Consider the following 22,806-nt stretch of genomic DNA (forward strand, 5'->3'; position numbering starts at 1 on the left):
GGCGCGGGGAGCGTTACACGAGCTTGCCGGGGAACTGACTGTCGGGATCTTGCATTGCGAGTCGTTGCCGATCCATGAAATCGCGCAACGTGTCGATTCCGCGCAACTGCAGGATCGTATTCCGCACGGCCGCCTCGACGAGCACCGCGAGGTTGCGGCCGGCCGCAACCTGGATCGTGACCTTGCTGATCGGCAGGCCAAGCACGTCGACCGTCTGGCTTTCCAGCGGCAGCCGCTGGAATTCGCCGTCCGGGCGGCGCACGAGCTGGACGATCAGCTTCAGCTTCATTTTCCGGCGGACCGCCGTTTCACCGAAGATCGTCTTGATGTCGAGCAGGCCGAGGCCGCGCACTTCGAGCAGGTTCTGCAGCAGCGGCGGGCAGCGGCCTTCGACGAAATCGGGGCCAAGTCGGACGAAGTCGACGGCATCGTCCGCGACGAGGCCGTGGCCGCGACTGATGAGTTCGAGGCCCAGTTCGCTCTTGCCGAGCCCGGAGTCGCCGGTGAGCAGCACGCCCATCCCGAGGATGTCGAGGAACACGCCGTGCAGCGTCGCGCGCGGCGCGAGGATGCGCGACATGTAGAGCCGCAGGCTGTCGATCACCGCGGCGGCCGACATCGGCGTCGTGAACAGCGGCGTGGACGAGCGCGTGCAGCGCAGCACGAGTTCGGGCGGCGCCGCAGCGCCGCCGGCGACGACGAGGAACGGTGGCTCGAGGGCGATCAGCTCGGCCATGTGGCGCGAACGGTCTTCGTCGGTCTGCCGCTGGTAGTAGTCGATTTCGGCTTCGCCGAGCACCTGGATCCGGTTCGGGTGGATCAGATTCAGGTGGCCGACGAGGTCGGCGCTCGACGTTGCGTTGGCGACGGTGTCGGCCGAAAAACCGCGCTCCCAGCCTTCATGCCCCGTCAGCCAGCTCAGCTTCAGCGTGGCCGCGTTGTCGTCGAAGATGCTCTGGGCGTTGATGCTGGACGTATCCATGACTCTCGTCACTCCAATGGGCCGGTGTGCAGGCGCGCGGCGACGGACGTCGCCATGCCGGGCGGCCCTGGACGACGGCGTATGCCGCCTCGTGCCGGAAAAATTCCGCCCGGATCAACTCAAGGTTGCCACTGAGTGAGCAGGCGATGCAACTCGGCGATATCCGTTTCGTTGTGCAGACGCTCGCGCGCGTCGCGATCGGACAGCAGTTGCGCGATTTCCGACAGGATCTCGAGGTGCTGCTGGGTGGCTTGCTCGGGGACGAGCAGGAAAATCAGGAGACCGACGGGCTGGCCGTCGGGCGCTTCGAACGGGATCGCGTCGGCCAGCCGCACGAACGCGGCGAGCGGGTGCTTGAGCCCCTTGATGCGCCCGTGCGGAATCGCGACGCCTTCGCCGAGCCCGGTCGAACCGAGGCGCTCGCGCGCGAACAGGTTATCCGTGACGGTGCTGCGGGCGATGCCGTTCTGATTCTCGAAGATCAACCCGGCTTGTTCGAAGACGCGTTTCTTGCTGGTGACGGAGAGGTCGATGACGACGTTCTCTATGGGCAGGATTTTGGCTAGGCGATTCATGTTGGCAGGCGATTGGGCGGCCTGGGGTCTCCTTGCGGCGGCAGACTGATTTTCCATGTTCGGCGATATCAAGGCGTTCGGCATCGGAAACCTGCAAGGCAGCTACCGCACCCAACGCCCCCCGGCGATAACCGGAACATTATTGAGCACAGCCGCGTGCGTGGCGCGGCATGGACGGACCGGTCGCACCACTGCCGCTCGGACACAAAAAAAACGCCCGGCGAACCGGGTGGCGTGTGTATTGCGGTGAACGTTATTGCGGCGGCAGTTCGATCTGGTCGATCGACGGCTGCAGCTTGATCGGGTCGTGCGCATGGGTCTGCAGACGCTCCATGTGCTTGACGACCTGGCGATCCAGCTTGTCGATCAGCAGATCGATCGCAGCGTACAGGTTGCCGTTCGCGCTTTCGACGAAGATGTCCTTGCCCTTCAGATGCAGATTGATTTCCGCGCGCTGCTGCTTGTCCTTTTCCTTGTGATTGTCGACCGAGAGGATCACAGTGCCATCGATTACCTGATCGCTATGCCGTAGCACCCGGTCCAGCTTGGTGATCACGTATTCGCGAATTGCAGGCGTGACTTCGAGATGATGTCCACTGATCTTCAGGTTCATAGTGCTTCTCCAAGCGAGTGACCACCCGGCCGCATCGAGGCGGCGCTCCGGTCGACTTGCCCCTGCCGCAGGTAGCGGCACATTCGCGGACAAGTCGCCCGGCCTGTTCCCCGTGTGCGCGGTGGCCGGAACACGCCTGCCGCCGGGCAGGCAGCAGGCTTAAAGAGACTTGCGCAGATTCACTGCCGGGATTTTGAGGGCTTCGCGATACTTGGCAACCGTGCGGCGCGCGACCACGAATCCCTGTTCTGCCAGCAGCTCGGCAATGCGGCTGTCCGAAAGTGGCGATTTTGGGTCTTCAGCTCCTATCAGTTGCTTGATCAGGGCTCGGATGGCGGTCGACGATGCGGCGCCTCCGGTGTCGGTCGAAACGTGTGATCCGAAGAAGTACTTAAATTCAAGCGTCCCGAACGGGGTCAGCATGTACTTGCCAGTTGTCACACGGCTGACAGTCGACTCGTGTAGGCCCAGCGTATCAGCTATTTCCCGCAAAACCAAGGGGCGCATGGCAATTTCACCGTGCGCAAAGAAATTCTTCTGACGTTCGACAATAGCCTGCGCGACACGCAGGATCGTGTCGAATCGCTGCTGGATGTTCTTGATCAGCCAGCGTGCTTCCTGGAGCTGCTGTTTCAACGATCCGGCCGACGGGTCGCCGCGGCTGTTGCGCAGGATGTTCGCGTACAGGTTGTTGATTCGCAGGCGCGGCATCACTTCCGGATTGAGTTCCGCGAGCCAGCCCTGGCCGGCCTTCTTCACGATGATGTCGGGCACGACGTAGTCTGCCTCGGCCTTGCCGTACGCGGCGCCGGGGAACGGCTCCAGCGAACGGATCAGCGCGTGCGCGTCGCGCAGCGCGTCGTCGCTCGCCTTCAGGTGCTTGCGCAGCCGCGTGAAGTCGCGGGCGGCGAGCAGTTCGAGATGCTGCGACACGATCTCGAGCGCGAGCGTGCGTGTCGGGGACGGATCGAGGCGCAGCAACTGCAGCTTCAGGCATTCGGACGCCGAGCGGGCCCCGACCCCGGCCGGGTCGAAACTGTGCAGCAGCGCGAGCGCCGCATTCAGTTCGTCGCAGTCGATTTCCAGTTCCGGCGGCAGGTCGGCGAGCACTTCGTCGAGGGAGGCGGTCAGGTAACCGTCGTCGTCGAGCGATTCGATCAGGAACATCACGAGCGCGCGATCGCGCGGGCTGGCCTGCGTGACGCGCAATTGCGCGGACAGGTGGTCGCGCAACGACGTCGCGGCTTCCTGCACCTGCAGCGGCGGGAGGTCGTCGTCGTCCGATGCGCCGCTCGAACGGCCGAACTCGTCGAGATTCCACTGCGGGCCGTCGCCGGCGTCGCCCGATGCGTAGCTGTCGTATTCGTCGGCGGCGGCCGGTTCGTCGCGCTCGGCGCGATCGCTCGACTGGCTGCTGCCGTTCGCGGCGCCCGACTCGGTATTCTGGCTGGGCGGCGTCTGCGCGATCAGCGATCCGTCCGCCGCGACGCGCAGCGGGCTCGCGATCCATTCGTCATCGTTCTCGAGCAGCGGATTCTGCGCGACGGCCATCGCGACTTCCTGCTGCAGTTCGAGCGTCGACAACTGCAGCAGCCGGATCGACTGCTGCAGTTGCGGTGTCAGTGCCAGGTGTTGCGACAGGCGGAGTTGAAGGCTGGCTTTCATGGCAGAGAGGGAGTCATACCGGCAGTTTGCCACGACCCAGGTGCCTTGAGCCATCCGCGATTACGCGCGGCGCGGCGCACGGCCGCAGGCGGGAGCCGCCGGACGCCGGAGGGGGCGGCCAGCCGCGGGGAAGGTTACATGCGGAAGTGTTCGCCGAGGTACACGCGGCGCACGCTTTCGTTTTCGATGATTTCGCTCGGCGCGCCGGCGGCGAGCACCGAACCGTCGCTGATGATGTATGCGTGGTCGCAGATGCCGAGCGTTTCGCGGACGTTGTGATCGGTAATCAACACGCCGATGTTACGCTGTTTCAGGAACTTGACGATCTTCTGGATCTCGAGCACTGCGATCGGGTCGACGCCGGCGAACGGTTCGTCTAGCAGGATGAAGTTCGGGTTGGTCGCCAGCGCGCGCGCGATTTCGACGCGACGGCGTTCGCCGCCCGACAGCGACAGCGCCGGGTTCTCGCGCAGGTGGCCGATCTGCAGCTCGTCGAGCAGCGCCTCGGTGCGCGCCGCGATCGCGTCCTTCGACAGCCGCTTGCCGTCGTCGCCGTGCTGCAGTTCGAGCACCGCGCGGATGTTTTCCTCGACGGTCAGCTTGCGGAACACCGACGCTTCCTGCGGCAGGTACGACAGGCCGAGCGACGCACGCTTGTGGATCGGCAGCAGGCTGATCGAGCTGCCGTTCAGGGAAATCTCGCCCGCGTCGAGCGGCACGAGGCCGACGATCATGTAGAACGACGTCGTCTTGCCGGCGCCGTTCGGGCCGAGCAGGCCGACGACTTCGCCGCTCTTCACGTCGAGCGACACGTCCTTGACGACCGTGCGCGAGCCGTAGCGTTTCTTCAGGTTGCGGACGACGAGCGAGCTCGTCGTGCCGGCCGGCTGGCGGTTCGAAAGCGCGTTCATTGGCCCGGCGCTCCCTGGATCGTGGTCGACGGCGACAACTTCGCCGGCGCACCGTTCAGCTGCCCGGGGCCACCGTTCTTCGGCGACAGCATCGCGCGCACGCGGCCGTTCGGGTTGCCCGGCGCCGCGACGTCCTTGCCGCCCTTCGCGGTGTAGAAGTCGCGCTGGCCGTCGTACGTGATCACGCTGCCGTGCACGGTGTCGGCGATCGTCGACGTGCCCTGCAGGCGGCGCACGGTCGCGGCGGTGGTCAGCGTCGTCAGGTCCTGCTTGCCGTCGTAGTCGATGCGCTCGGCGTCGCCGTCGATGTATTCGTCGAGACCTTCGCGTTTCTGACGGAACGTCGCGTGCTTCTTGCCGCTGCCGAACGATGTCGCGTACTGATAGCCTTCGGGATCCTGGCGCACTTCGACGCGGTCGCCCTTGATGATGATCGTGCCTTTCGTGATCACGACGTTGCCGGTCGCGACCGTCACCTGCTTCAGGTCGTCATAGGTCAGGTTGTCCGCCTCGACGTTGATCGGCTTGTTCTGGTCGGCCTTCTCGGCATGGGCGAGCGGCGCCAGCCCGACGAGCGGGAGCGCCACGAGCGTCGCGGCGAGCGCGGCGCGGACGGCGCGCGCAGCGCCGCCGGAATTCTGTCGAGGGAACGGTTCGTTCATGCAGTCACGTGAGGGATGCGTCACCTGGATTGACCTTTCGAGCCGCCGGACGTGTCCGCCGCGGCGATCGTGCCGCGCACGTTGCCGTAAAGCTCGATGACCCGGGTGACGTTGTTGTACTTCATGCCGTCGGTCGCGTTGACGAGCGACAGGCCGCGCTGAAGTTTAACCGGCTTTTCGGTCTGGATCACATCGTCATTGACGAAGATCCGGAAATGCTGCGAATCGGCCTGCATCTGCGGGTCGCCGCCGCCGGCCACGCGCAGGATGCGCGCGTCGTCGTACAAGTCGACGATCGACACGTCGCCGTTGACGGTGCCGCGCTTCGCGGTGGTCGTCACGACCGGCTTGCCGGGCTGGAATGCGCGCATGGCCGGATCGGTCAGGTCGCTGTTTTCGGTGTCTTCGTAATGAATCAGCTTCGCGGCCGTCAGACGGTACTGCGTCGTGCCCGTCTGGTCGAGCTCGGTGACCGAGAAGTTGTCCGCGAAATAGTCGGGCGTGTGGCGCTTCGGCTGCACGGTGCCTTCGCCGGGCGGCGGCAGCGTCGCCTGCAGCAGCCACCACGTGATGCCCGCGAGCGCGGCGACCGCGACGAGCGGCAGCAGCTGGGTCCAGCGGAAATGCGTGTTCATCCGTCAGGCTCCGCAGGCAGCGGCGAGCAGCGCGTCGTAGCGGCGCTGCGCGCGCAGGATCGCGTCGCAGACTTCGCGCACCGCGCCGTGGCCGCCGCGGGCCTCGGCCACCCAGTGCGCGCGGGCGATCACCTCGGGGTGCGCGTTGGCCGGTGCCGTCGCGAAGCCGCAGCGCAGCATCACCGGCAGGTCGGGCCAGTCGTCGCCCATATAGCCGCAGGCGTCGGCGGTGATGCCGAGCGACGCGATCAGGTCGCCGAACACGGCGAGCTTGTTCTCGACGCCCTGGAACAGATGCGCGATCTTCATTTCCTTCGCGCGGGCCGCGACGATGTCCGAGCGGCGGCCGGTGATGATCGCGGTTGCGATGCCGGCCTCGCCGAGCAGCTTCACGCCGTGGCCGTCGAGCGAATTGAACGACTTCATCGCGTCGCCTGCCGCGGTAAACAGCAGGCCGCCGTCGGTCAGCACGCCGTCGACGTCGAAAACCATCAGCTTCACGCGGCTCGCGCGTTCGGCCGCAGTCAGCGCTGCACTCATCAGATCACCTTCTTCGAAAACAGGTCGTGCATGTTCAGCGCGCCGATCAGCGCACCGTCGGCATCGACCACCAGCATCTGGTTGATCCGGTGGCGCTCCATCAGTTCCACGGCCTCGACCGCGAGATTGTCGGGGCCGATCGTGCGCGGTTCGCGCGTCATCACGTCGACGATCGGCAGCGTGCGGAAATCACCGTCGCGCGCCAGCACGCGGCGCAGGTCGCCGTCGGTGAAGATGCCGGCCACGCGGCCGTCGGTGTCGACCACGGCGGTCATGCCCAGGCGCTTCGCGGTGATCTGGAACAGTGCGTCCGACAGCGTCGCGTCGAGCCCGACGCGCGGAATGTCGTCGCCCGAGCGCATCACGTCGCGTACGTGGGTGAGCAGGCGTCGGCCGAGCGCGCCGCCCGGATGCGAGCGCGCGAAATCCTCGGAGCCGAAGCCGCGCGCGTCGAGCACCGCGACGGCAAGCGCGTCGCCGAGCGCGAGCGCGGCGGTCGTGCTCGCGGTGGGGGCGAGGTTCAGCGGGCAGGCTTCCTTCGAGACCGCGGCGTTCAGGTTCACGTCGGCGAGCGTGCCGAGGCTCGATTCCGCACGGCCCGTGATCGCGATCAGCTTCGCGCCGATCCGCTTCACGAGCGGCAGGATCGCGACGAGTTCTTCCGACTCGCCGGAATAGGAGATGCCGATGAACACGTCGTCCGACGTGACCATGCCGAGGTCGCCATGGCTGGCCTCGGCCGGGTGGACGAAGAAGGCCGGCGTGCCGGTGCTCGCCAGCGTGGCCGCGATCTTGCGGGCGATATGCCCGGATTTGCCGATGCCGGATACGACGACGCGGCCGCGGCAGCCGAGCAGCAGCGCGACGGCCTGGACGAAGTCGCCGTCGAGCTGGTCGCGCAGCGCGCGCACGGCGTCCGCCTCGATGTCGAGCACGTCGCGGGCGAGCGCGAGCGCCCGATCATCATTGATTTTCGCTATCATGCGCGGAGTATAGCAAAGGCGTTTGTTCGCCGCGCCGCGCCTTCGGACTCGTCCGATGCCGCTTGCCCACCGCCACCACCCGCGCCCGCATTGCCGTGGCCCCGACGAACGAGGACGCTTCGCCCGTGATTTCCCCGCTCGAAATGACCCTGCTGCTGCTGTTGGCCTCGGTGGTGGGCGTCGTCGTATTTCGCTCGCTGAACCTGCCGCCGATGCTCGGCTACCTGACCGTCGGCATCCTGGTCGGGCCGCACGCGTTCGGCGTCGCCGCGGATCTGGAGCGGGCCGAGCATCTCGCGGAATTCGGCGTGGTGTTCCTGATGTTCTCGATCGGCCTCGAATTCTCGCTCGCGAAGCTGCGGGCGATGCAGCGGCTCGTGTTCGGGCTGGGCCTCCTGCAGGTGGTCGCGACGCTCGTGCTCGCGCTGGCGCTCGGCCTGCTGTTCGAGCGCTGGGTGCACATCACGTGGCAGGGCTGCATCGCGCTCGGCGGCGCGCTCGCGATGTCGTCGACGGCGATCGTGTCGAAGATGCTCGCCGAGCGGCTCGAGATCGAGACCGCGCACGGCCGCAACATCTTCGGCGTGCTGCTGTTCCAGGATCTGGCCGTGGTGCCGCTGCTGATCGTGATCGCCGCGTTCGGCGCCGAGTCGTCGAAGGATCTCGCGCTCACGCTCGGCTTCGCGGCGGTCAAGATCGTGATCGCGCTGACGCTGCTGCTGGTCATCGGGCAGCGTTTCATGACGCGCTGGCTGAACGTCGTCGCTCGGCGCCGCTCGCAGGAGCTGTTCGTGCTGAACCTGCTGCTCGTCACGCTCGGCGCCGCGTTCATCACCGACCGCTTTGGCCTGTCGCTCGCGCTCGGCGCGTTCATCGCGGGGATGCTGATCTCCGAGACGCCGTTCCGCCATCAGGTGGAGGAGGACATCAAGCCGTTCCGCGACGTGCTGCTCGGCCTGTTCTTCGTGACGACGGGGATGCTGCTCGATCCGCGCGTGATCTGGGAGCATCCGGTGCTCGTGTTCGGCTTCTTCGTCGGGCAGATCCTGTTCAAGGCGACGACGATCGCCGGACTTGCGCGGTTGTTCGGCGCGACGCCGGGCGTCGCGATGCGCACCGGCATCGGCCTCGCGCAGGCCGGCGAATTCGGCTTCGTGCTGCTGAACCTGATCCTCGACCGCCATCTCGTCGATTCGACGCTGCTGCAGGCGATCCTCGCGTCGATGCTGCTGTCGATGCTCGCCGCGCCGTTCCTGATCCAGAACGCCGACCGGATCGTGATGCGGCTGTCGTCGACGGAATGGATGCAGCAGTCGTTGCAGATGACGAGGATCGCGACGCAAAGCCTCAAGCAGCGCGGCCACGTGATCATCTGCGGTTACGGCCGCGCGGGGCAGAACCTGGCGCGCATGCTCGAGCAGGAAGGCATTCCTTACGTCGCGCTGGACCTCGACCCCGATCGCGTGAGCGCGGCCGCGACGGCCGGCGAATCGGTCGTGTTCGGCGACGCGGCGCGCCGCGAGTCGCTGCTCGCGGCCGGTATCCATCGCGCGGCGGTCGTCGCGATCACGTATGCGAACACGCCGTCCGCGCTGCGCGTGCTGCATCACGTGCACGAACTGGAGCCGACGCTGCCGGCGATCGTGCGCACGGTCGACGACGCCGATCTCGAGAAGCTGCTCGCGGCCGGCGCGACCGAGGTGATTCCGGAGATCGTCGAGGGCAGCCTGATGCTCGCGTCGCACACGCTGGTGCTGGTCGGCGTGCCGATGCGCAAGGTCGTGCGGCGCGTCGAGGAGATGCGCGACGAGCGCTACAGCCTGCTGCGCGGCTATTTCCGCGGCGCGGACGATGCGGACGACGACGATCACGAGCAGGTGCGGCTACAATCGGTGCCGGTCGACGCGCGCGCGGATGCGGTCGGGCGCTCGCTGGAGGAACTCGGGCTGTATGCGCTCGGGCTGGAAGTCACGGCGATCCGCCGGCACGGCATCCGCGGCGTCGAACCCGATCCGCAGACCAAGCTGCGCGCGAGCGACATCGTCGTGCTGCGCGGGCTGCCCGAGGCGCTCGCGCTCGCGGAGGAGCGGCTGTCGCGGCATCGGCGCGAACCGCCGGCCGCAGTCGCGTGAGTCGCGATTCGATAACCTGACCCGTATTTACTCGAAACGGTGCCCGATCTTCGCGCACCGTTTTTTTCGGAGAGTTTCATGCCGCATTCGTCGTCGGGCGCACCGCTCGATCCGGTCGCCTTCATCCACAGCCAGATCCGCACCGTGCCCGACTGGCCGCAGCCGGGCGTGATGTTCCGTGACATCACGACGCTGCTGCAGAGCCCGAAGGCGCTGCGCATCCTCGTCGACCTGTTCGTCGAACGCTATGTCGATGCGAAGCTCGACTATGTCGCGGGCCTCGACGCGCGCGGCTTCATCATCGCGCCGATCGTCGCGTACGAGTTGAGCGTCGGCTTCGTGCCGATCCGCAAGGTCGGCAAGCTGCCGTACAAGACGTGCTCGGAGTCGTACGACCTCGAATACGGCAGCGCGACCGTCGAGATCCACGAAGACGCGTGCCGCGCCGGCGACCGCGTGATCATCATGGACGACCTGATCGCGACCGGCGGCACGATGATGGCGGGGCGCAACCTGCTGCAGCGGCTCGGCGCGGTCGTCGTCGAAGGTGCGGCGATCATCGATCTGCCCGATCTCGGCGGCTCGACGCTGCTGCGCAACGCGGGGCTGCCCGTCTATACCGTCACCGAATTCGCCGGCCACTGAACCACTGGACGCCGGCCCACGCCGCGAGGTCACGATGCCCAACTTCATGCTGTTTCTCGCCACGTCGATCGCGATCACGTTCGCGCCGGGTCCCGACAACCTGCAGGTGCTCGCGCGCGGCATCTCGCAGGGCCGCGCGGCCGGCTTCGTCGCCGCGCTCGGCTTCACGGCCGGGATCCTGTTCCATACGACGCTCGCGGCGCTCGGCGTCGCGGCCGTGCTGCGCTCGTCGCCGGTCGCGTTCCAGACACTGAAGCTCGCGGGCGCCGCGTACCTCGTGTGGATCGGCATCAAGGCGTTGCGCAGCCAGGGGCTCGCGAACGCGCACGCGCGTCCGCCGCAGCCGCTTGGCGCGATCTTCCGGCAGAGCGTGATCGGTAACCTGATGAACCCGAAGGTCACGCTGTTCTTCGTCGTGTTCCTGCCGCAGTTCGTCGATCCGCATGGCGTGCAGGGCGTGACGCTGCAGATGTTCGAGCTCGGGGCGCTGTTCATGCTGCAGACGGCCGTGGTGTTCTCGCTGTTCGGCGTCGGCGCGGGCGCGATCGGCACATGGCTGAAGCGCCGCCCGAAGGCCGGCGTATGGCTCGACCGGATCGCCGGCGCGACGTTCATCGCGATCGGCATTCGCGTCGCGCTGAAGGACTGAGCCCGATGACGTTTCCTTGCATCGCGGCCGCGCGCCGCTTCGATCCGGCCGCGCACCTGCGTTTCGAGATCGCCGGCGAGCAGGTCGGCTGGGTGCGTCGCCAGGACGTCGCCAAGCTCGCCCGCTGGCCCGACGTGTTCGAGCTGACCGACACGCGCGTCGTGCTGTCGGCGCGTTATGACACGGTCGACGCGCGCAGCATGGCGCTCGCGAGCGCGATCGGTGCGCTGGCGGCGGAGGGCGCGATTCCGGGCTGGCGCGACGAGATCTATGCGATCCGCAACCGCTTCGACGATCCACCGCTCGCGTATATCGAACGCGCCGCGTCGCGCTTCTTCGGCACGCAGACCTATGCAGTGCACCTGAACGGCATCGTAGAATATGCGGTTGCGCCGGGTGAGCCGGCCGTGCCGCGGATGTGGCTCGGCCGCCGCAGCGCGACCAAGGCAACCGATCCCGGCATGCTCGACAACGTCGTCGCGGGCGGCATCGGCTGGGGCCTGGGCGTTCACGAGACGCTCACGAAGGAATGCTGGGAAGAGGCCGGCATGCCGGCCGAACTGGCGGCGCGCGCGATCGCGGGCCGGGCGGTGCAGGTGCTGTGCTCGCTGCCGGAAGGCACGCAGTCCGAACTGATCTTCGTGTACGACCTGCCGCTGCCGCGCGACTTCGCGCCGCACAACCAGGATGGCGAAGTGGCCGAGCACCTGCTGGCCGGTGTATCCGAGGTGATCGGCTGGCTGCGCGAAGGCCGCGCGACGATGGATGCGAGCCTCGCGATGCTCGACACGCTGCTGCGCCATCGCTGGCTCGCGGCGGCCGACGCAGCGGGCATCGACGCGCTGTTCGCGCCGGCCGCGTAACGCGCAGCACGCCGGCCCGGGCGCGGCCGAACGAATGGCCTATTTGACGAACACCGAAACGAAGGGAGTAGCGGTCATGTCGACCGATCACAGCTTTATCTTGAAACTGTCGTGCCCCGACCGGCACGGCATCGTCCACGCAGTCTCGGGCTTCCTGTTCGAACGCGCCAACAACATCCTCGATTCGGCGCAGTTCGGCGACAGCCGCACCGGCGAGTTCTTCATGCGCGTGCACTTCGTGCAGGACGGCGGGGGCGCGGATGCCGCGTCGGCGCTCGACACGCTTCGCAACGAATTCGCGCCGCTCGCCGAGCAGTTCGCGATGCGCTGGGAGATGCACGACGCGGCCGTGAAGCCGCGCGTCGTGATCATGGTGTCGAAGATCGGCCACTGCCTGAACGACCTGCTGTTCCGCTACCGCACGGGCCAGCTGCCGATCGAGATCCCGGCGATCGTGTCGAACCACAAGGAGTTCTACCAGCTCGCCGCGAGCTACAACATTCCGTTCCATCACTTCCCGCTCGTCGGCGGTTCGTCCGATGCGGCGAAAGCCGCGCAGGAAGCGCGTGTGCTCGAAGTGATCGACGAACACCAGGCCGATCTCGTCGTGCTCGCGCGCTACATGCAGATCCTGTCGCCGAACATGTGCCAGCAGCTCGCCGGCCGGGCGATCAACATCCACCATTCGTTCCTGCCGAGCTTCAAGGGCGCGAAACCGTACTACCAGGCGTTCGACCGCGGCGTGAAGCTGATCGGCGCGACCGCGCACTACGTGACGACCGATCTCGACGAAGGCCCGATCATCGAGCAGGAAGTCGAGCGCGTCGACCACAGCATGACGCCCGACCAGCTCACCGCGATCGGCCGCGACGTCGAGTGCGTGACGCTCGCGCGCGCCGTGAAGTGGCACGTCGAGCACCGGGTCGTGCTGAACGGCACGAAGACGGTCGTGTTCCGCTGATCGGCGGTGCGGGGCGGCCATTGGCCGGCCGCTGGCCCGGATGCAAAAACGCCGCGCCCTTGACGGGGCGCGGCGTTTTTTTATCGCGTGACGCGCGTGACGCGCCGGGCAGCGTTGCGTCAGATCAGCCGCAGCATGTACAGCTCGCGCTTCAGGTATGCATAGAAGATCGGTGCGGCGATCACGCCCGGCAGCCCGAACGCGGCTTCCATGATCAGCATCGCGAGCAGCAGTTCCCACGCGCGCGACTCGATCTGGCCGCCGATGATCTTCGCGTTCAGGAAATATTCAAACTTGTGGATCACGACGAGGAACGCGAGCGACGCGATCGCGGTGCCCATGCTGACCGACAGCGACACCGCGACGATCAGCGTGTTGGAGATCAGGTTGCCGATCACCGGCAGCAACCCGACGATGAACGTGACGAGCACGAGCGTCTTCGACAGCGGCAGCCGCTGGTGGAAGATCGGCAGCGCGACGAGCAGGTAGATCGCCGTGAATGCCGCGTTGATCGCCGAGATCTTGATCTGCGCGAACACGATCCGGCGGAACGACTCGGCGAAGCGCGACACGCGCGTGACGAGCGCGGTCGACAGCGGCCGACGCACCTTGCCGTGCTCGACGCCGATCGCGATCATCGCGCCGATGATCATCCCGAACAGCACGTGGCCGAAGCCGCGCGCGACGCTCTTACCGCCTTGCTGGAGCTGATCCATGTGCGAGTGCATCAGCAGCGCCGCCTTGGTCTTCATCTGTTCGACGTCGACGGGCAGCAGGTTCGCGATCCAGGCCGGCGTGCGGGCGCGGGTCTGCTCGACGATCTGCATCAGCTGGTCGAGCAGGCTCTGCAGGTTCGGCACCGTGTGCTCGAAGTGATCGATGATGCCGATCGTCAGGCCGGTGAGCCCGCCGACGATCGCAATCGACAGCAGCACGACGGCGACCCAGCGGGCGCGCATGCTTGTGGTGTGGCGTTCGATGACCGGCGCGATCGTGTGGATCAGCTGATAGACCAGCAGGCCGGCCAGCAGCCCGCCCAGCAGCTTGAGCTCGATGACGAGCACCATCGCGACGAGGGCGAACAGATAGCTGCCGATCTCGATCGCCGACAGCTTCGGCAGGCTGAAGTCGCTCGTCAGCCGCACACTCCGCAGGTGCGGCTCGCGGCTCTGGGCGTCGCGCGACTCTTGTTGCTTCTCCATCGTGGATTCCTGTCGTTCGTGTGTCATGCCGCGCGGTGGGCGGCAGGACGGCGGTCGCCCGGCGCCGCACCGGATTGGTGCGGATGGCGAACCTTACGACCGTAAAGTATAGCTGCCATTATGGTCCGCCACGGGGCTGTTTGGCTCGTGGTGTAAACGCAGAGGGGAAAACCGCGGAAGGGAAAACGATGACGCCGGCGCCGCCGCGAGCGCCGGGCGCGCGCGGCCGGCAGCCGCGCGCGGGAACGGCAATTGTCAGCCGGCCGCCGCCTTGCGGGTCGGACGCTTGAGCAGCGGCGCGAGGTACTTGCCGGTGAAGCTCGCCTTCGTCTTCGCGACCTGCTCGGGCGTGCCCTGCGCGATGATCTGGCCGCCGCCGGCGCCGCCTTCGGGGCCGAGGTCGATCACCCAGTCGGCCGTCTTGATCACGTCGAGGTTGTGCTCGATGATCACGACCGTGTTGCCCTGGTCGCGCAGCCGGTGGATCACCTCGAGCAGCAGCGCGATGTCGTGGAAATGCAGGCCGGTGGTCGGCTCGTCGAGGATGTACAGCGTGCGGCCCGTGTCGCGCTTCGACAGCTCCAGCGACAGCTTCACGCGCTGCGCCTCGCCGCCCGACAGCGTCGTGGCCGACTGGCCGAGGCGGATGTAGCCCAGGCCGACGTCGAGCAGCGTCTTCAGCTTGCGGGCGATGACCGGCACCGCGCTGAAGAATTCGTACGCGTGCTCGACCGTCATGTCGAGTACTTCGCTGATGTTCTTGCCCTTGTACTGCACTTCGAGCGTTTCGCGGTTGTAGCGCTTGCCGTGGCACACGTCGCACGGCACGTAGACGTCCGGCAGGAAGTGCATCTCGACCTTCAGCACGCCGTCGCCCTGGCACGACTCGCAGCGGCCACCCTTCACGTTGAACGAGAAGCGGCCCGGATCGTAGCCGCGCTCCTTCGCGGTCGGCACGCCCGAGAACAGCTCGCGGATCGGCGTGAACAGGCCCGTGTAGGTGGCCGGGTTCGAGCGCGGCGTGCGGCCGATCGGCGACTGGTCGACGTTGATCACCTTGTCGAAGTGCTCGAGGCCTTCGATCGCCTCGTGCGGCGCCGGCTCGGCCGACGAGCCGTACAGGTGGCGCGCGACCGCGTGGTACAGCGTGTCGTTGATCAGCGTCGACTTGCCGGAACCCGACACGCCGGTGATGCAGGTCAACAGGCCGACCGGCAGCTCGAGATCGACGTGCTTCAGGTTGTTGCCGTGCGCGTCGACGATGCGCAGCATCCGCTCCGGATCGGGCGCGATCCGCTCGTCCGGATACTCGATCGTGCGCTTGCCGACGAGATACTGGCCCGTCAGCGACTGCGGGTTCGACTGCACCTGCTTCGGCGTGCCTTCGGCGACCACCACGCCGCCGTGCTCGCCCGCGCCGGGGCCCATGTCGACGACGTAGTCGGCCGTGCGGATCATGTCCTCGTCGTGCTCGACGACGATCACCGAGTTGCCGAGGTCGCGCAGGTGCTTGAGCGTCGAGATCAGGCGGTCGTTGTCGCGCTGGTGCAGGCCGATCGACGGCTCGTCGAGCACGTACATCACGCCGGTCAGGCCCGAGCCGATCTGCGACGCGAGGCGGATGCGCTGCGCCTCGCCGCCGGACAGCGTCTCGGCGCTGCGCTCGAGCGACAGGTAGTCGAGGCCGACGTTGTTCAGGAAGGTCAGGCGCGCGACGATTTCCTTGATCACCTTGTCGGCGATCTCGCGCTTCGCGCCGTCGAGCGACAGGCCGTCGAAATAGCCGAGCGCGTCGCGCAGCGGCCAGCCGCTGATTTCATAGATGCCGCGCGCGTAGTCGCCGGTGCCGACCCGCACGTGGCGCGCCTCGCGGCGCAGCCGCGTGCCGTCGCACGACGGGCATGGCTGGTTGTTCTGGTATTTCGCGAGTTCTTCGCGTACCGCGACCGAATCGGTTTCGCGGTAGCGGCGCTCGAGGTTCGGGATGATCCCTTCGAACACGTGCTCGCGGATCGTCGTGCGGCCGCGTTCATTGATGTACGAGAACGGGATCGTCTGCTTGCCCGAGCCGAACAGCAGCACCTTGCGGATCTTCTCCGGCAGGTCCTCGAACGCGGCGTCGATGTCGAATTCGTAGAATGCCGCCAGGCTCTGCAGCATCTGGAAGTAGAACTGGTTGCGGCGGTCCCAGCCCTTCACGGCGCCCGCGGCGAGCGACAGCGACGGGTGCGCGACGACCCGCTTCGGATCGAAGAACGTGATCTGGCCGAGGCCGTCGCATTCCGGGCACGCGCCCATCGGGTTGTTGAACGAGAACAGGCGCGGCTCGAGCTCCTGCAGCGAGTACGAGCAGATCGGGCAGGCGAACTTCGAGCTGAACAGGTGTTCGCGGTCGGTGTCCATTTCCAGCGCGATCGCGCGGCCGTCGGCGAGGCGCAGCGCGGTCTCGAACGATTCCGCGAGGCGCTGCTTCATGTCCGGGCGCACCTTCAGGCGGTCGACGACGACGTCGATCGTGTGCTTGTCGTTCTTCTTGAGCTTCGGCAGCGACTCGACCTCGTAGATCTTCGCGACGCCTTCGTTCGCGGTGCCGCCGCCCGAGCGCACGCGAAAGCGCACGAAGCCCTGCGCCTGCATCTCCTCGAAAAGCTCGACGTGCTCGCCCTTGCGGTTCGCGACCACGGGCGCGAGGATCATCAGCTTGGTTTCCTCGGGCAGCGCGAGCGCCGCGTCGACCATCTGCGACACGCTCTGCGCCTCGAGCGGGATGTCGTGGTCGGGGCAATACGGCGTGCCGACACGTGCGAACAAAAGTCGCAGGTAGTCGTGGATCTCGGTGACCGTGCCGACGGTCGAACGCGGGTTGTGGGACGTCGCCTTCTGCTCGATCGAGATCGCGGGCGACAGGCCCTCGATCAGGTCGACGTCGGGTTTCTCCATCAGTTGCAGGAACTGGCGGGCGTACGCGGACAGGCTTTCGACGTAGCGGCGCTGGCCTTCGGCATAAAGGGTGTCGAACGCGAGCGACGACTTGCCCGACCCGGACAACCCGGTAATCACGACCAGCTTGTGGCGCGGCAGGTCGAGATTGACGTTTTTCAGGTTGTGGGTGCGTGCCCCACGGATACGGATCTGTTCCATGAACCTGGCGAAAATGGAGGGAACCAAACCTGCTACTATAACGGCTTTTCGAGGCCGTCGTTGGGGGTCCCCAGCCTTTGCAGCAGCTGGCAGCAAGGCGGTGTCCACGCCGGGGAAGCGGCCGCGCCGCACGGCTCGAGGCGGCCCGCAGGCAGCCTGCGTGACCTCCCGGAAAGCGGTCCCGGAAAGCGCCTGCCGGGCCGGTGGCCCTGATCTTCCGCCGCCCGCCGCCGGGCGGACATTCCGATCATTCGAAATTCATTCCCGATGTCCAATCCGTCCGCCACGTCTTCCCGCATGAGTGCGCCCGAACTGCGCGCGACCACGTCGCTCGCGGCGATCTTCGCGCTGCGCATGCTCGGCCTGTTCATGATCATGCCGGTGTTCTCGGTCTACGCGAAAACCATCCCGGGCGGCGACAACGTGCTGCTCGTCGGCATCGCGCTCGGGGCCTACGGCGTCACGCAGTCGCTGCTGTACATCTTCTACGGGTGGGCGTCAGACAAGTTCGGCCGCAAGCCCGTGATCGCCACCGGCCTCCTGATCTTCGCGCTCGGCAGCTTCGTCGCCGCGTTCGCGCACGACATCACGTGGATCATCGTCGGCCGCGTGATCCAGGGCATGGGTGCCGTGTCGTCCGCAGTGCTCGCGTTCATCGCCGACCTGACCTCCGAGCAGAACCGCACGAAGGCGATGGCGATGGTCGGCGGCTCGATCGGCGTGTCGTTCGCGGTCGCGATCGTCGGCGCGCCGATCGTGTTCCACTGGGTCGGGATGAGCGGGCTGTTCGCGATCGTCGGCGTGCTGTCGATCCTCGCGATCGGCGTCGTGGTGTGGATCGTGCCCGACGCGGCGAGGCCCGTGCACGTGCCGGCGCCGTTCGGCGAGGTGCTGCACAACGTCGAGCTGCTGCGCCTGAACTTCGGCGTGCTGGTGCTGCACGCGACGCAGACGGCGCTGTTCCTCGTCGTGCCGCGCCTGCTGGTCGACGGCGGGCTGCCGGTCGCCGCGCACTGGAAGGTCTACTTGCCGGTGATGGGGCTCGCGTTCGTGATGATGGTCCCGGCGATCATCGTCGCAGAAAAACGGGGCAAGATGAAACCGGTGCTGCTCGGCGGCATTCTGGCTATCCTGATCGGCCAATTGTTGCTCGGCAGCGCACCGCATACCATCCTGATTGTGGCGGCGATCCTGTTCGTGTACTTCCTGGGCTTCAACATCCTGGAAGCGTCGCAGCCGTCGCTCGTGTCGAAGCTCGCGCCCGGTTCGCGCAAGGGCGCGGCCACGGGCGTCTACAACACCACGCAATCGATCGGGCTCGCGCTCGGCGGCATCGTGGGCGGCTGGCTGCTGAAGCACGGCGGCGCGAACACCGTCTTCTATGCCTGCTCGGGGCTCGTGGCGGCGTGGCTTATAATCGCGGCCAGCATGAAAGCGCCGCCGCGCAAGGCCTGAACCCTCTTTTCGGGCAGGCACCGGCGACGCTCGCCGGCTTGCCCGGCGGGCCGCTCCGACGATATTCGCGGGCGGCCCGGCATCGAATTTACTGGAGAAACACATGGCATCCGTCAACAAGGTCATCCTCGTCGGCAATCTCGGCGCCGATCCTGAAGTCCGTTACCTGCCGAGCGGCGACGCGGTTGCGAACATCCGTCTCGCGACGACCGATCGCTACAAGGACAAGGCAAGCGGCGATTTCAAGGAAATGACCGAGTGGCACCGCGTCGCGTTTTTCGGCCGTCTCGCTGAAATCGTCAGCGAATACCTGAAGAAGGGTTCGTCGGTCTATATCGAAGGCCGTATCCGCACGCGCAAGTGGCAGGGCCAGGACGGCCAGGATCGCTATTCGACCGAAATCGTCGCCGACCAGATGCAGATGCTCGGCGGCCGCGGCGGTTCGGGCGGCGGCGGTGGCGGCGGTGACGAAGGCGGTTACGGCGGCGGCTACGGTGGTGGTGGCGGCGGTCGCGGCGGCGAACAGATGGAACGCGGCGGTGGCGGCGGCCGTGCCGGCGGTGCGCCGCGCGGCGGTGCAGGCGGCGGTCAGAGCCGTCCGAGCGCGCCGGCAGGCGGCGGTTTCGACGAGATGGACGACGATATTCCGTTCTGACGGAACGTCGGCATCCCGCACCGGAATGGGCCCGAATGTCCGAGTCAAGCCAATCGCTTGGCACGGACCTTCGGGTCTTTTTCCGTTTACGCCCCGCGCCCCGGAGACCGCCAGTGGCTGACGCGCTCCCCGACCTCATCGCCCCGCGGCTCGATGTGCTGTTCTGCGGGATCAACCCCGGCATGACCGCCGCCGCGACAGGGCATCACTTCGCGGGCAGGAACAACCGCTTCTGGCGCGTGCTGCATCTCGCGGGCTTCACGCCGGACGAAATCGCGCCGAGGGACGACCGGACGATCCTCGCGTACGGATGCGGGCTGACCGCGGTCGTACCGCGACCGACCGCGAGCGCCGATCAGTTGTCGCACGCGGAATTCGTCGCCGAGGCGGCCGTCCTCGAGCAGAAGATCGTGCATTACGCGCCGCGCTTCGTCGCGTTCCTGGGCAAGGCCGCGTACGCTGTGCTCTCCGGACGACGCGAGATCACGTGGGGCCGGCAAGCCGAGCACATGCAGCGCGCGGCCGTCTGGATCCTGCCGAATCCGAGCGGCAGGAACCGCGCATTCGGCATCGACGACCTGGTCGACGCGTATCGCGAGCTACGAGAAGCGGCGCACGCCGTTTCGGGCCGCCGGCAGCAGGGGACGTCGGATGCCGCGCAATAAGCCCGCGTCGTGCTGGCCGGGCGCGCTGTTGCCGCGCGCGTTCTTCGATCGCGCGGCCACCGAAGTCGCACCGCAACTGCTGAACAAGATCCTGGCGGCAGCGGACGGCCGTGCCGGCCGGATCGTGGAAGTGGAGGCCTATGCGGGTGCGATCGACCCGGCCGCGCACACCTACCGCGGCAAAACGCCGCGCAATGCGACGATGTTCGGGCCGCCCGGGCATATGTACGTCTATTTCACCTATGGCATGCACTGGTGCTGCAACTGCGTGTGCGGTCCGCAAGGCGCCGGGACGGGCGTGCTGATCCGTGCGCTGGAGCCGCTGCACGGGCTCGAACGGATGCGTGCGGCCCGGCCGCCGCTGACGCGCGATCGCGATCTGTGCCGGGGGCCCGCGCGGCTGACCCAGGCACTCGGCATCGCCGGCGCGCAGGACGGGGTCGATCTGGTCGCCGCGCTTGAAGGTTTCGCGCTCGTGGATGACGGCATGGCGCCGCCCGCGAACCTGGCGGGCGGGCCGCGCGTCGGCATTCGCGTCGGCCAGGAGCTGCCCTGGCGATGGAGCGTGCCCGGCAACCGTCATGTGTCGGGACCGCTGCCGCGCATCTGACATATGTCACGCGGTCGCCACGATTGACCGGCTAAGCTCGTCCTTTCGACGTTTCGATCGAAGGAGACACCATGCGGCGGGTCGTATTCAACCAGAAGGGCGGTGTGGGCAAGTCGACGATCGTCTGCAACCTGGCGGCGATCAGCGCGAGCGAAGGGCTGCGCACGCTCGTCATCGACCTCGACGCGCAGGCGAATTCCACGCGCTACCTGCTCGGCGACCGCGCGGCCGACGCGCATCCCGGCGTCGCCGAATTCTTCGAGACCGCGCTGACGTTCAACTTCCGGCCGGTCGACGTCGCCTCGTTCATCCATCCGACGCCGTTCGACGGGCTCGACGTGATGCCCGCGCATCCGGACCTCGACGCGCTGCACGGCAAGCTCGAATCGCGCTACAAGATTTACAAGCTGCGCGATGCGCTCAACGAGCTCGACACCTACGATGCCGTCTACATCGACACGCCGCCCGCGCTGAATTTCTACACGCGCTCGGCGCTGATCGCGGTCGAGCGTTGCCTGATTCCATTCGACTGCGACGACTTCTCGCGTCGGGCCCTGTACACGCTGCTCGAGAACGTGAAGGAAATCCAGCAGGACCACAACGCGGCGCTCGAGGTCGAAGGGATCGTCATCAACCAGTTCCAGCCACGCGCGAGCCTGCCGCAGCGGCTGGTCGACGAACTCGTCGAGGAAGGCCTGCCGGTGCTGGCGTCGCGGCTATCGGCGTCGGTGAAGATCCGCGAGTCGCATCAGCAGTCGACGCCGGTGATCCATCTCGAGCCGGCGCACAAGCTCGCGCAGGAGTTTCGGGCACTGCATCGCGAACTGGTCGGGTGAGGGTGTCGCCGCAGCCCCCTCGCGGCAATTCATATACGATCATTGAATTCGTCATTAATAATCCCGGAAACGATTTCAAAATAAATCTGGAAAAACGATTACATAATCATCTGTCCCGTTTTCAATGCGCGCCCTTTTTCTAATAACGGGAATAATGACGGGGTAAATGTTGCGGCCGGCTACCGCGGGTTATGCTGTAAAAAGGTAAAGGTCATTGTCGGGCAAGGCGTTGCGAGGCGACCCCATTATGAACAAGCACCGTTGTGAAGCGGTCACTTCGACATTTAAGGGTTTTCACCTAGTATTAATGCCACTTAATTGACAATTAATCCATCTAAAATGGCCATCCTCAACTCTTCACAATCAATCGTGCCTGAGGGTTGTGAATAAGGAAGCAGGCCCTCGATCTGACTTCCATTTTCTTTACGTCGTCTCTCGCATTGCCAACAGGAGCGTGCCCGATGTCCGTATTTGCCCCCGAAAAATTCGCCGCCGATTATCAGTCCGGAATCGCCGCCTGGTTCGCGATTGCCCGTCCGGCAATCAATGGTTTCGAGGCAGTCGTCGAACTCAACCTGCAAGCGGCCAAGACGGCGCTCCAGGAATACGAGGACAAGCTGAAGAACGCGTTCAACGCGAGCAACCCGGCTGCAGGCTTCGCGCAGCAAGTCGCCGCACCGCAGGAAGCCGCCGGCAAGGCCGTCGCATACGGTCGCCATCTGTTCGATATTGCCGTGACGACGCAGGCCGAGTGGGCGAAGGTTGCCCAGGCTCAGTACGAACAGAACGACCAGCGCGTGAAGGAAGTGGTCGGCGAGTTGACGAAGCATGCGCCGGCGGGTTCGGGCGCCGTGGTCGCCGCGCTGAATTCGGCGCTGTCCGCGGCGACGGCCGCGGCCGACTCCGTGCGTGCAGCGACGGGGCAGGCGATCGAAGCCGCGCAAAGCGGTTTCGACGCAGTCAGCGAAACGACGGCCCGCGGTGCCAAGCAGACCGCCGCCGCTGCTCGCAAGGAAACCGCTTCGCGCGAATCGGCTGCATGAGCGCATGTCGCGCACAGGCGCGACACTGATTGAGCGGCGACGGCGGGCGCCGGCCGCCGCGTGTGCCGCGTGGCGTTCGGCGTATGTCCGGCCGCCGCAGCGTGCCCGGACACGGTCGGGGCGGGCGGATGAGCGGCACGCGTGAGCATGCGAACGTGCAGCCGCATCGCCGGCCACACGGCGCTCACGCGCCGCCGCCGCGCGGTGCCGGCACGCAATACGGATCGACCCACTGATTTCAATGCAGGAAGAGAACATGACGGACGTAGTGATCGTATCGGCCGCGCGGACCGCGGTCGGCAAATTCGGCGGTTCGCTCGCGAAGATCGCGGCACCGGAGCTGGGGGCGACGGTGATTCGCGCGGTGCTGGAGCGTTCGGGCG

Annotated in this window: 22 protein-coding genes and 1 pseudogene; 12 read left to right on the forward strand and 11 right to left on the reverse strand. The window is 66.5% G+C overall.

Translation table 11 applies throughout. The annotated features are described in order from the left end of the window. Nucleotides 1-13: 13 nt before the first annotated feature. The 9 genes from hprK to kdsD all read right to left on the reverse strand — a co-directional run bounded on the left by hprK (nt 14) and on the right by kdsD (nt 7,566). On the reverse strand, nt 14-982 hold the full coding sequence (gene hprK, locus LGM71_RS29010) for an HPr(Ser) kinase/phosphatase (protein WP_010090664.1): 969 nt from the start codon (nt 980-982) through the stop codon (nt 14-16). 119 nt (nt 983-1,101) lie between these two features. After that, entirely contained in the window at nt 1,102-1,641 is a 540-nt protein-coding gene (locus LGM71_RS29015; protein ID WP_059598834.1) for a PTS sugar transporter subunit IIA, read from the reverse strand. Nucleotides 1,642-1,810: 169 nt separating this feature from the next. Continuing rightward, entirely contained in the window at nt 1,811-2,170 is a 360-nt protein-coding gene (gene hpf, locus LGM71_RS29020; RefSeq protein ID WP_006477786.1) for a ribosome hibernation-promoting factor, HPF/YfiA family, read from the reverse strand. Nucleotides 2,171-2,329: 159 nt separating this feature from the next. Next, nucleotides 2,330-3,835, reverse strand: a complete 1,506-nt coding sequence (locus tag LGM71_RS29025) for an RNA polymerase factor sigma-54 (protein WP_059598833.1) — start codon at nt 3,833-3,835, stop codon at nt 2,330-2,332. A gap of 134 nt (nt 3,836-3,969) precedes the next feature. Further along, a complete protein-coding gene (lptB, locus tag LGM71_RS29030; RefSeq protein WP_059598832.1) occupies nt 3,970-4,746 on the reverse strand; it encodes an LPS export ABC transporter ATP-binding protein in 777 nt (258 codons plus the stop codon). Further along, a complete protein-coding gene (gene lptA, locus LGM71_RS29035; protein WP_059464489.1) occupies nt 4,743-5,408 on the reverse strand; it encodes a lipopolysaccharide transport periplasmic protein LptA in 666 nt (221 codons plus the stop codon). The genes lptB and lptA overlap by 4 nt, the downstream gene beginning before the upstream one ends. Nucleotides 5,409-5,428: 20 nt before the next feature. Then, nucleotides 5,429-6,043, reverse strand: coding sequence for an LPS export ABC transporter periplasmic protein LptC (lptC, locus tag LGM71_RS29040; RefSeq protein ID WP_059451451.1), 615 nt, complete (start codon nt 6,041-6,043; stop codon nt 5,429-5,431). 3 nt (nt 6,044-6,046) lie between these two features. Further along, on the reverse strand, nt 6,047-6,583 hold the full coding sequence (locus tag LGM71_RS29045; protein WP_059598831.1) for a KdsC family phosphatase: 537 nt from the start codon (nt 6,581-6,583) through the stop codon (nt 6,047-6,049). Continuing rightward, nucleotides 6,583-7,566 (reverse strand): arabinose 5-phosphate isomerase KdsD, encoded by a 984-nt coding sequence (kdsD, locus tag LGM71_RS29050; RefSeq protein ID WP_059598830.1) that lies wholly within the window; start codon nt 7,564-7,566, stop codon nt 6,583-6,585. Before kdsD ends, LGM71_RS29045 begins: the two co-directional genes overlap by 1 nt. Before the next feature lie 125 nt (nt 7,567-7,691). Here kdsD and LGM71_RS29055 point away from each other — a divergent pair, with 125 nt between their 5' ends. The 5 genes from LGM71_RS29055 (at nt 7,692) to purU (ending at nt 12,816) form a co-directional block, all read left to right on the forward strand. After that, nucleotides 7,692-9,698 carry a cation:proton antiporter gene (locus LGM71_RS29055; RefSeq protein ID WP_226117745.1) on the forward strand — a complete coding sequence of 669 codons (2,007 nt, stop codon included), beginning with the start codon at nt 7,692-7,694 and terminating at the stop codon, nt 9,696-9,698. Between the two features lie 78 nt (nt 9,699-9,776). Further along, entirely contained in the window at nt 9,777-10,343 is a 567-nt protein-coding gene (locus LGM71_RS29060) for an adenine phosphoribosyltransferase (RefSeq protein ID WP_059526281.1), read from the forward strand. A 34-nt stretch (nt 10,344-10,377) separates the two neighbouring features. Further along, nucleotides 10,378-10,992 carry a LysE family translocator gene (locus LGM71_RS29065; protein ID WP_059598829.1) on the forward strand — a complete coding sequence of 205 codons (615 nt, stop codon included), beginning with the start codon at nt 10,378-10,380 and terminating at the stop codon, nt 10,990-10,992. Between the two features lie 5 nt (nt 10,993-10,997). Then, nucleotides 10,998-11,855: an NUDIX hydrolase gene (locus LGM71_RS29070; RefSeq protein ID WP_124902039.1), complete on the forward strand. Its 858-nt coding sequence runs from the start codon at nt 10,998-11,000 to the stop codon at nt 11,853-11,855. A 76-nt stretch (nt 11,856-11,931) separates the two neighbouring features. Then, a complete protein-coding gene (purU, locus tag LGM71_RS29075; protein WP_124626287.1) occupies nt 11,932-12,816 on the forward strand; it encodes a formyltetrahydrofolate deformylase in 885 nt (294 codons plus the stop codon). A 119-nt stretch (nt 12,817-12,935) separates the two neighbouring features. Here the strand turns inward: purU and LGM71_RS29080 are convergent, their stop codons facing one another. Then, nucleotides 12,936-14,018, reverse strand: a complete 1,083-nt coding sequence (locus LGM71_RS29080) for an AI-2E family transporter (RefSeq protein ID WP_226117747.1) — start codon at nt 14,016-14,018, stop codon at nt 12,936-12,938. Nucleotides 14,019-14,273: 255 nt separating this feature from the next. Further along, nucleotides 14,274-17,159, reverse strand: a complete 2,886-nt coding sequence (gene uvrA, locus LGM71_RS29085; protein WP_059598825.1) for an excinuclease ABC subunit UvrA — start codon at nt 17,157-17,159, stop codon at nt 14,274-14,276. A 267-nt stretch (nt 17,160-17,426) separates the two neighbouring features. On the opposite strand from uvrA, the gene LGM71_RS29090 reads away from it, so the two are divergent. The 7 genes and pseudogenes from LGM71_RS29090 to LGM71_RS29120 form a co-directional block, all read left to right on the forward strand. Continuing rightward, nucleotides 17,427-18,614: an MFS transporter gene (locus tag LGM71_RS29090; RefSeq protein ID WP_174909361.1), complete on the forward strand. Its 1,188-nt coding sequence runs from the start codon at nt 17,427-17,429 to the stop codon at nt 18,612-18,614. Nucleotides 18,615-18,717: 103 nt separating this feature from the next. Next, entirely contained in the window at nt 18,718-19,269 is a 552-nt protein-coding gene (locus LGM71_RS29095; RefSeq protein WP_059603013.1) for a single-stranded DNA-binding protein, read from the forward strand. Between the two features lie 113 nt (nt 19,270-19,382). Continuing rightward, on the forward strand, nt 19,383-19,934 hold the full coding sequence (gene mug / locus LGM71_RS29100; protein ID WP_226117749.1) for a G/U mismatch-specific DNA glycosylase: 552 nt from the start codon (nt 19,383-19,385) through the stop codon (nt 19,932-19,934). Beyond that, nucleotides 19,921-20,544 carry a DNA-3-methyladenine glycosylase gene (locus LGM71_RS29105; protein WP_124902040.1) on the forward strand — a complete coding sequence of 208 codons (624 nt, stop codon included), beginning with the start codon at nt 19,921-19,923 and terminating at the stop codon, nt 20,542-20,544. The genes mug and LGM71_RS29105 overlap by 14 nt, the downstream gene beginning before the upstream one ends. A gap of 71 nt (nt 20,545-20,615) precedes the next feature. Beyond that, nucleotides 20,616-21,380: a ParA family protein gene (locus LGM71_RS29110; protein WP_059603020.1), complete on the forward strand. Its 765-nt coding sequence runs from the start codon at nt 20,616-20,618 to the stop codon at nt 21,378-21,380. A 461-nt stretch (nt 21,381-21,841) separates the two neighbouring features. Further along, a complete protein-coding gene (gene phaP / locus LGM71_RS29115) occupies nt 21,842-22,423 on the forward strand; it encodes a TIGR01841 family phasin (protein ID WP_226117751.1) in 582 nt (193 codons plus the stop codon). A gap of 256 nt (nt 22,424-22,679) precedes the next feature. Then, nucleotides 22,680-22,806: pseudogene (locus LGM71_RS29120) on the forward strand (acetyl-CoA C-acetyltransferase); the annotation flags it as partial.

The organism is Burkholderia sp. AU33545, assembly GCF_020419685.1.
GTDB lineage: Bacteria > Pseudomonadota > Gammaproteobacteria > Burkholderiales > Burkholderiaceae > Burkholderia > Burkholderia diffusa.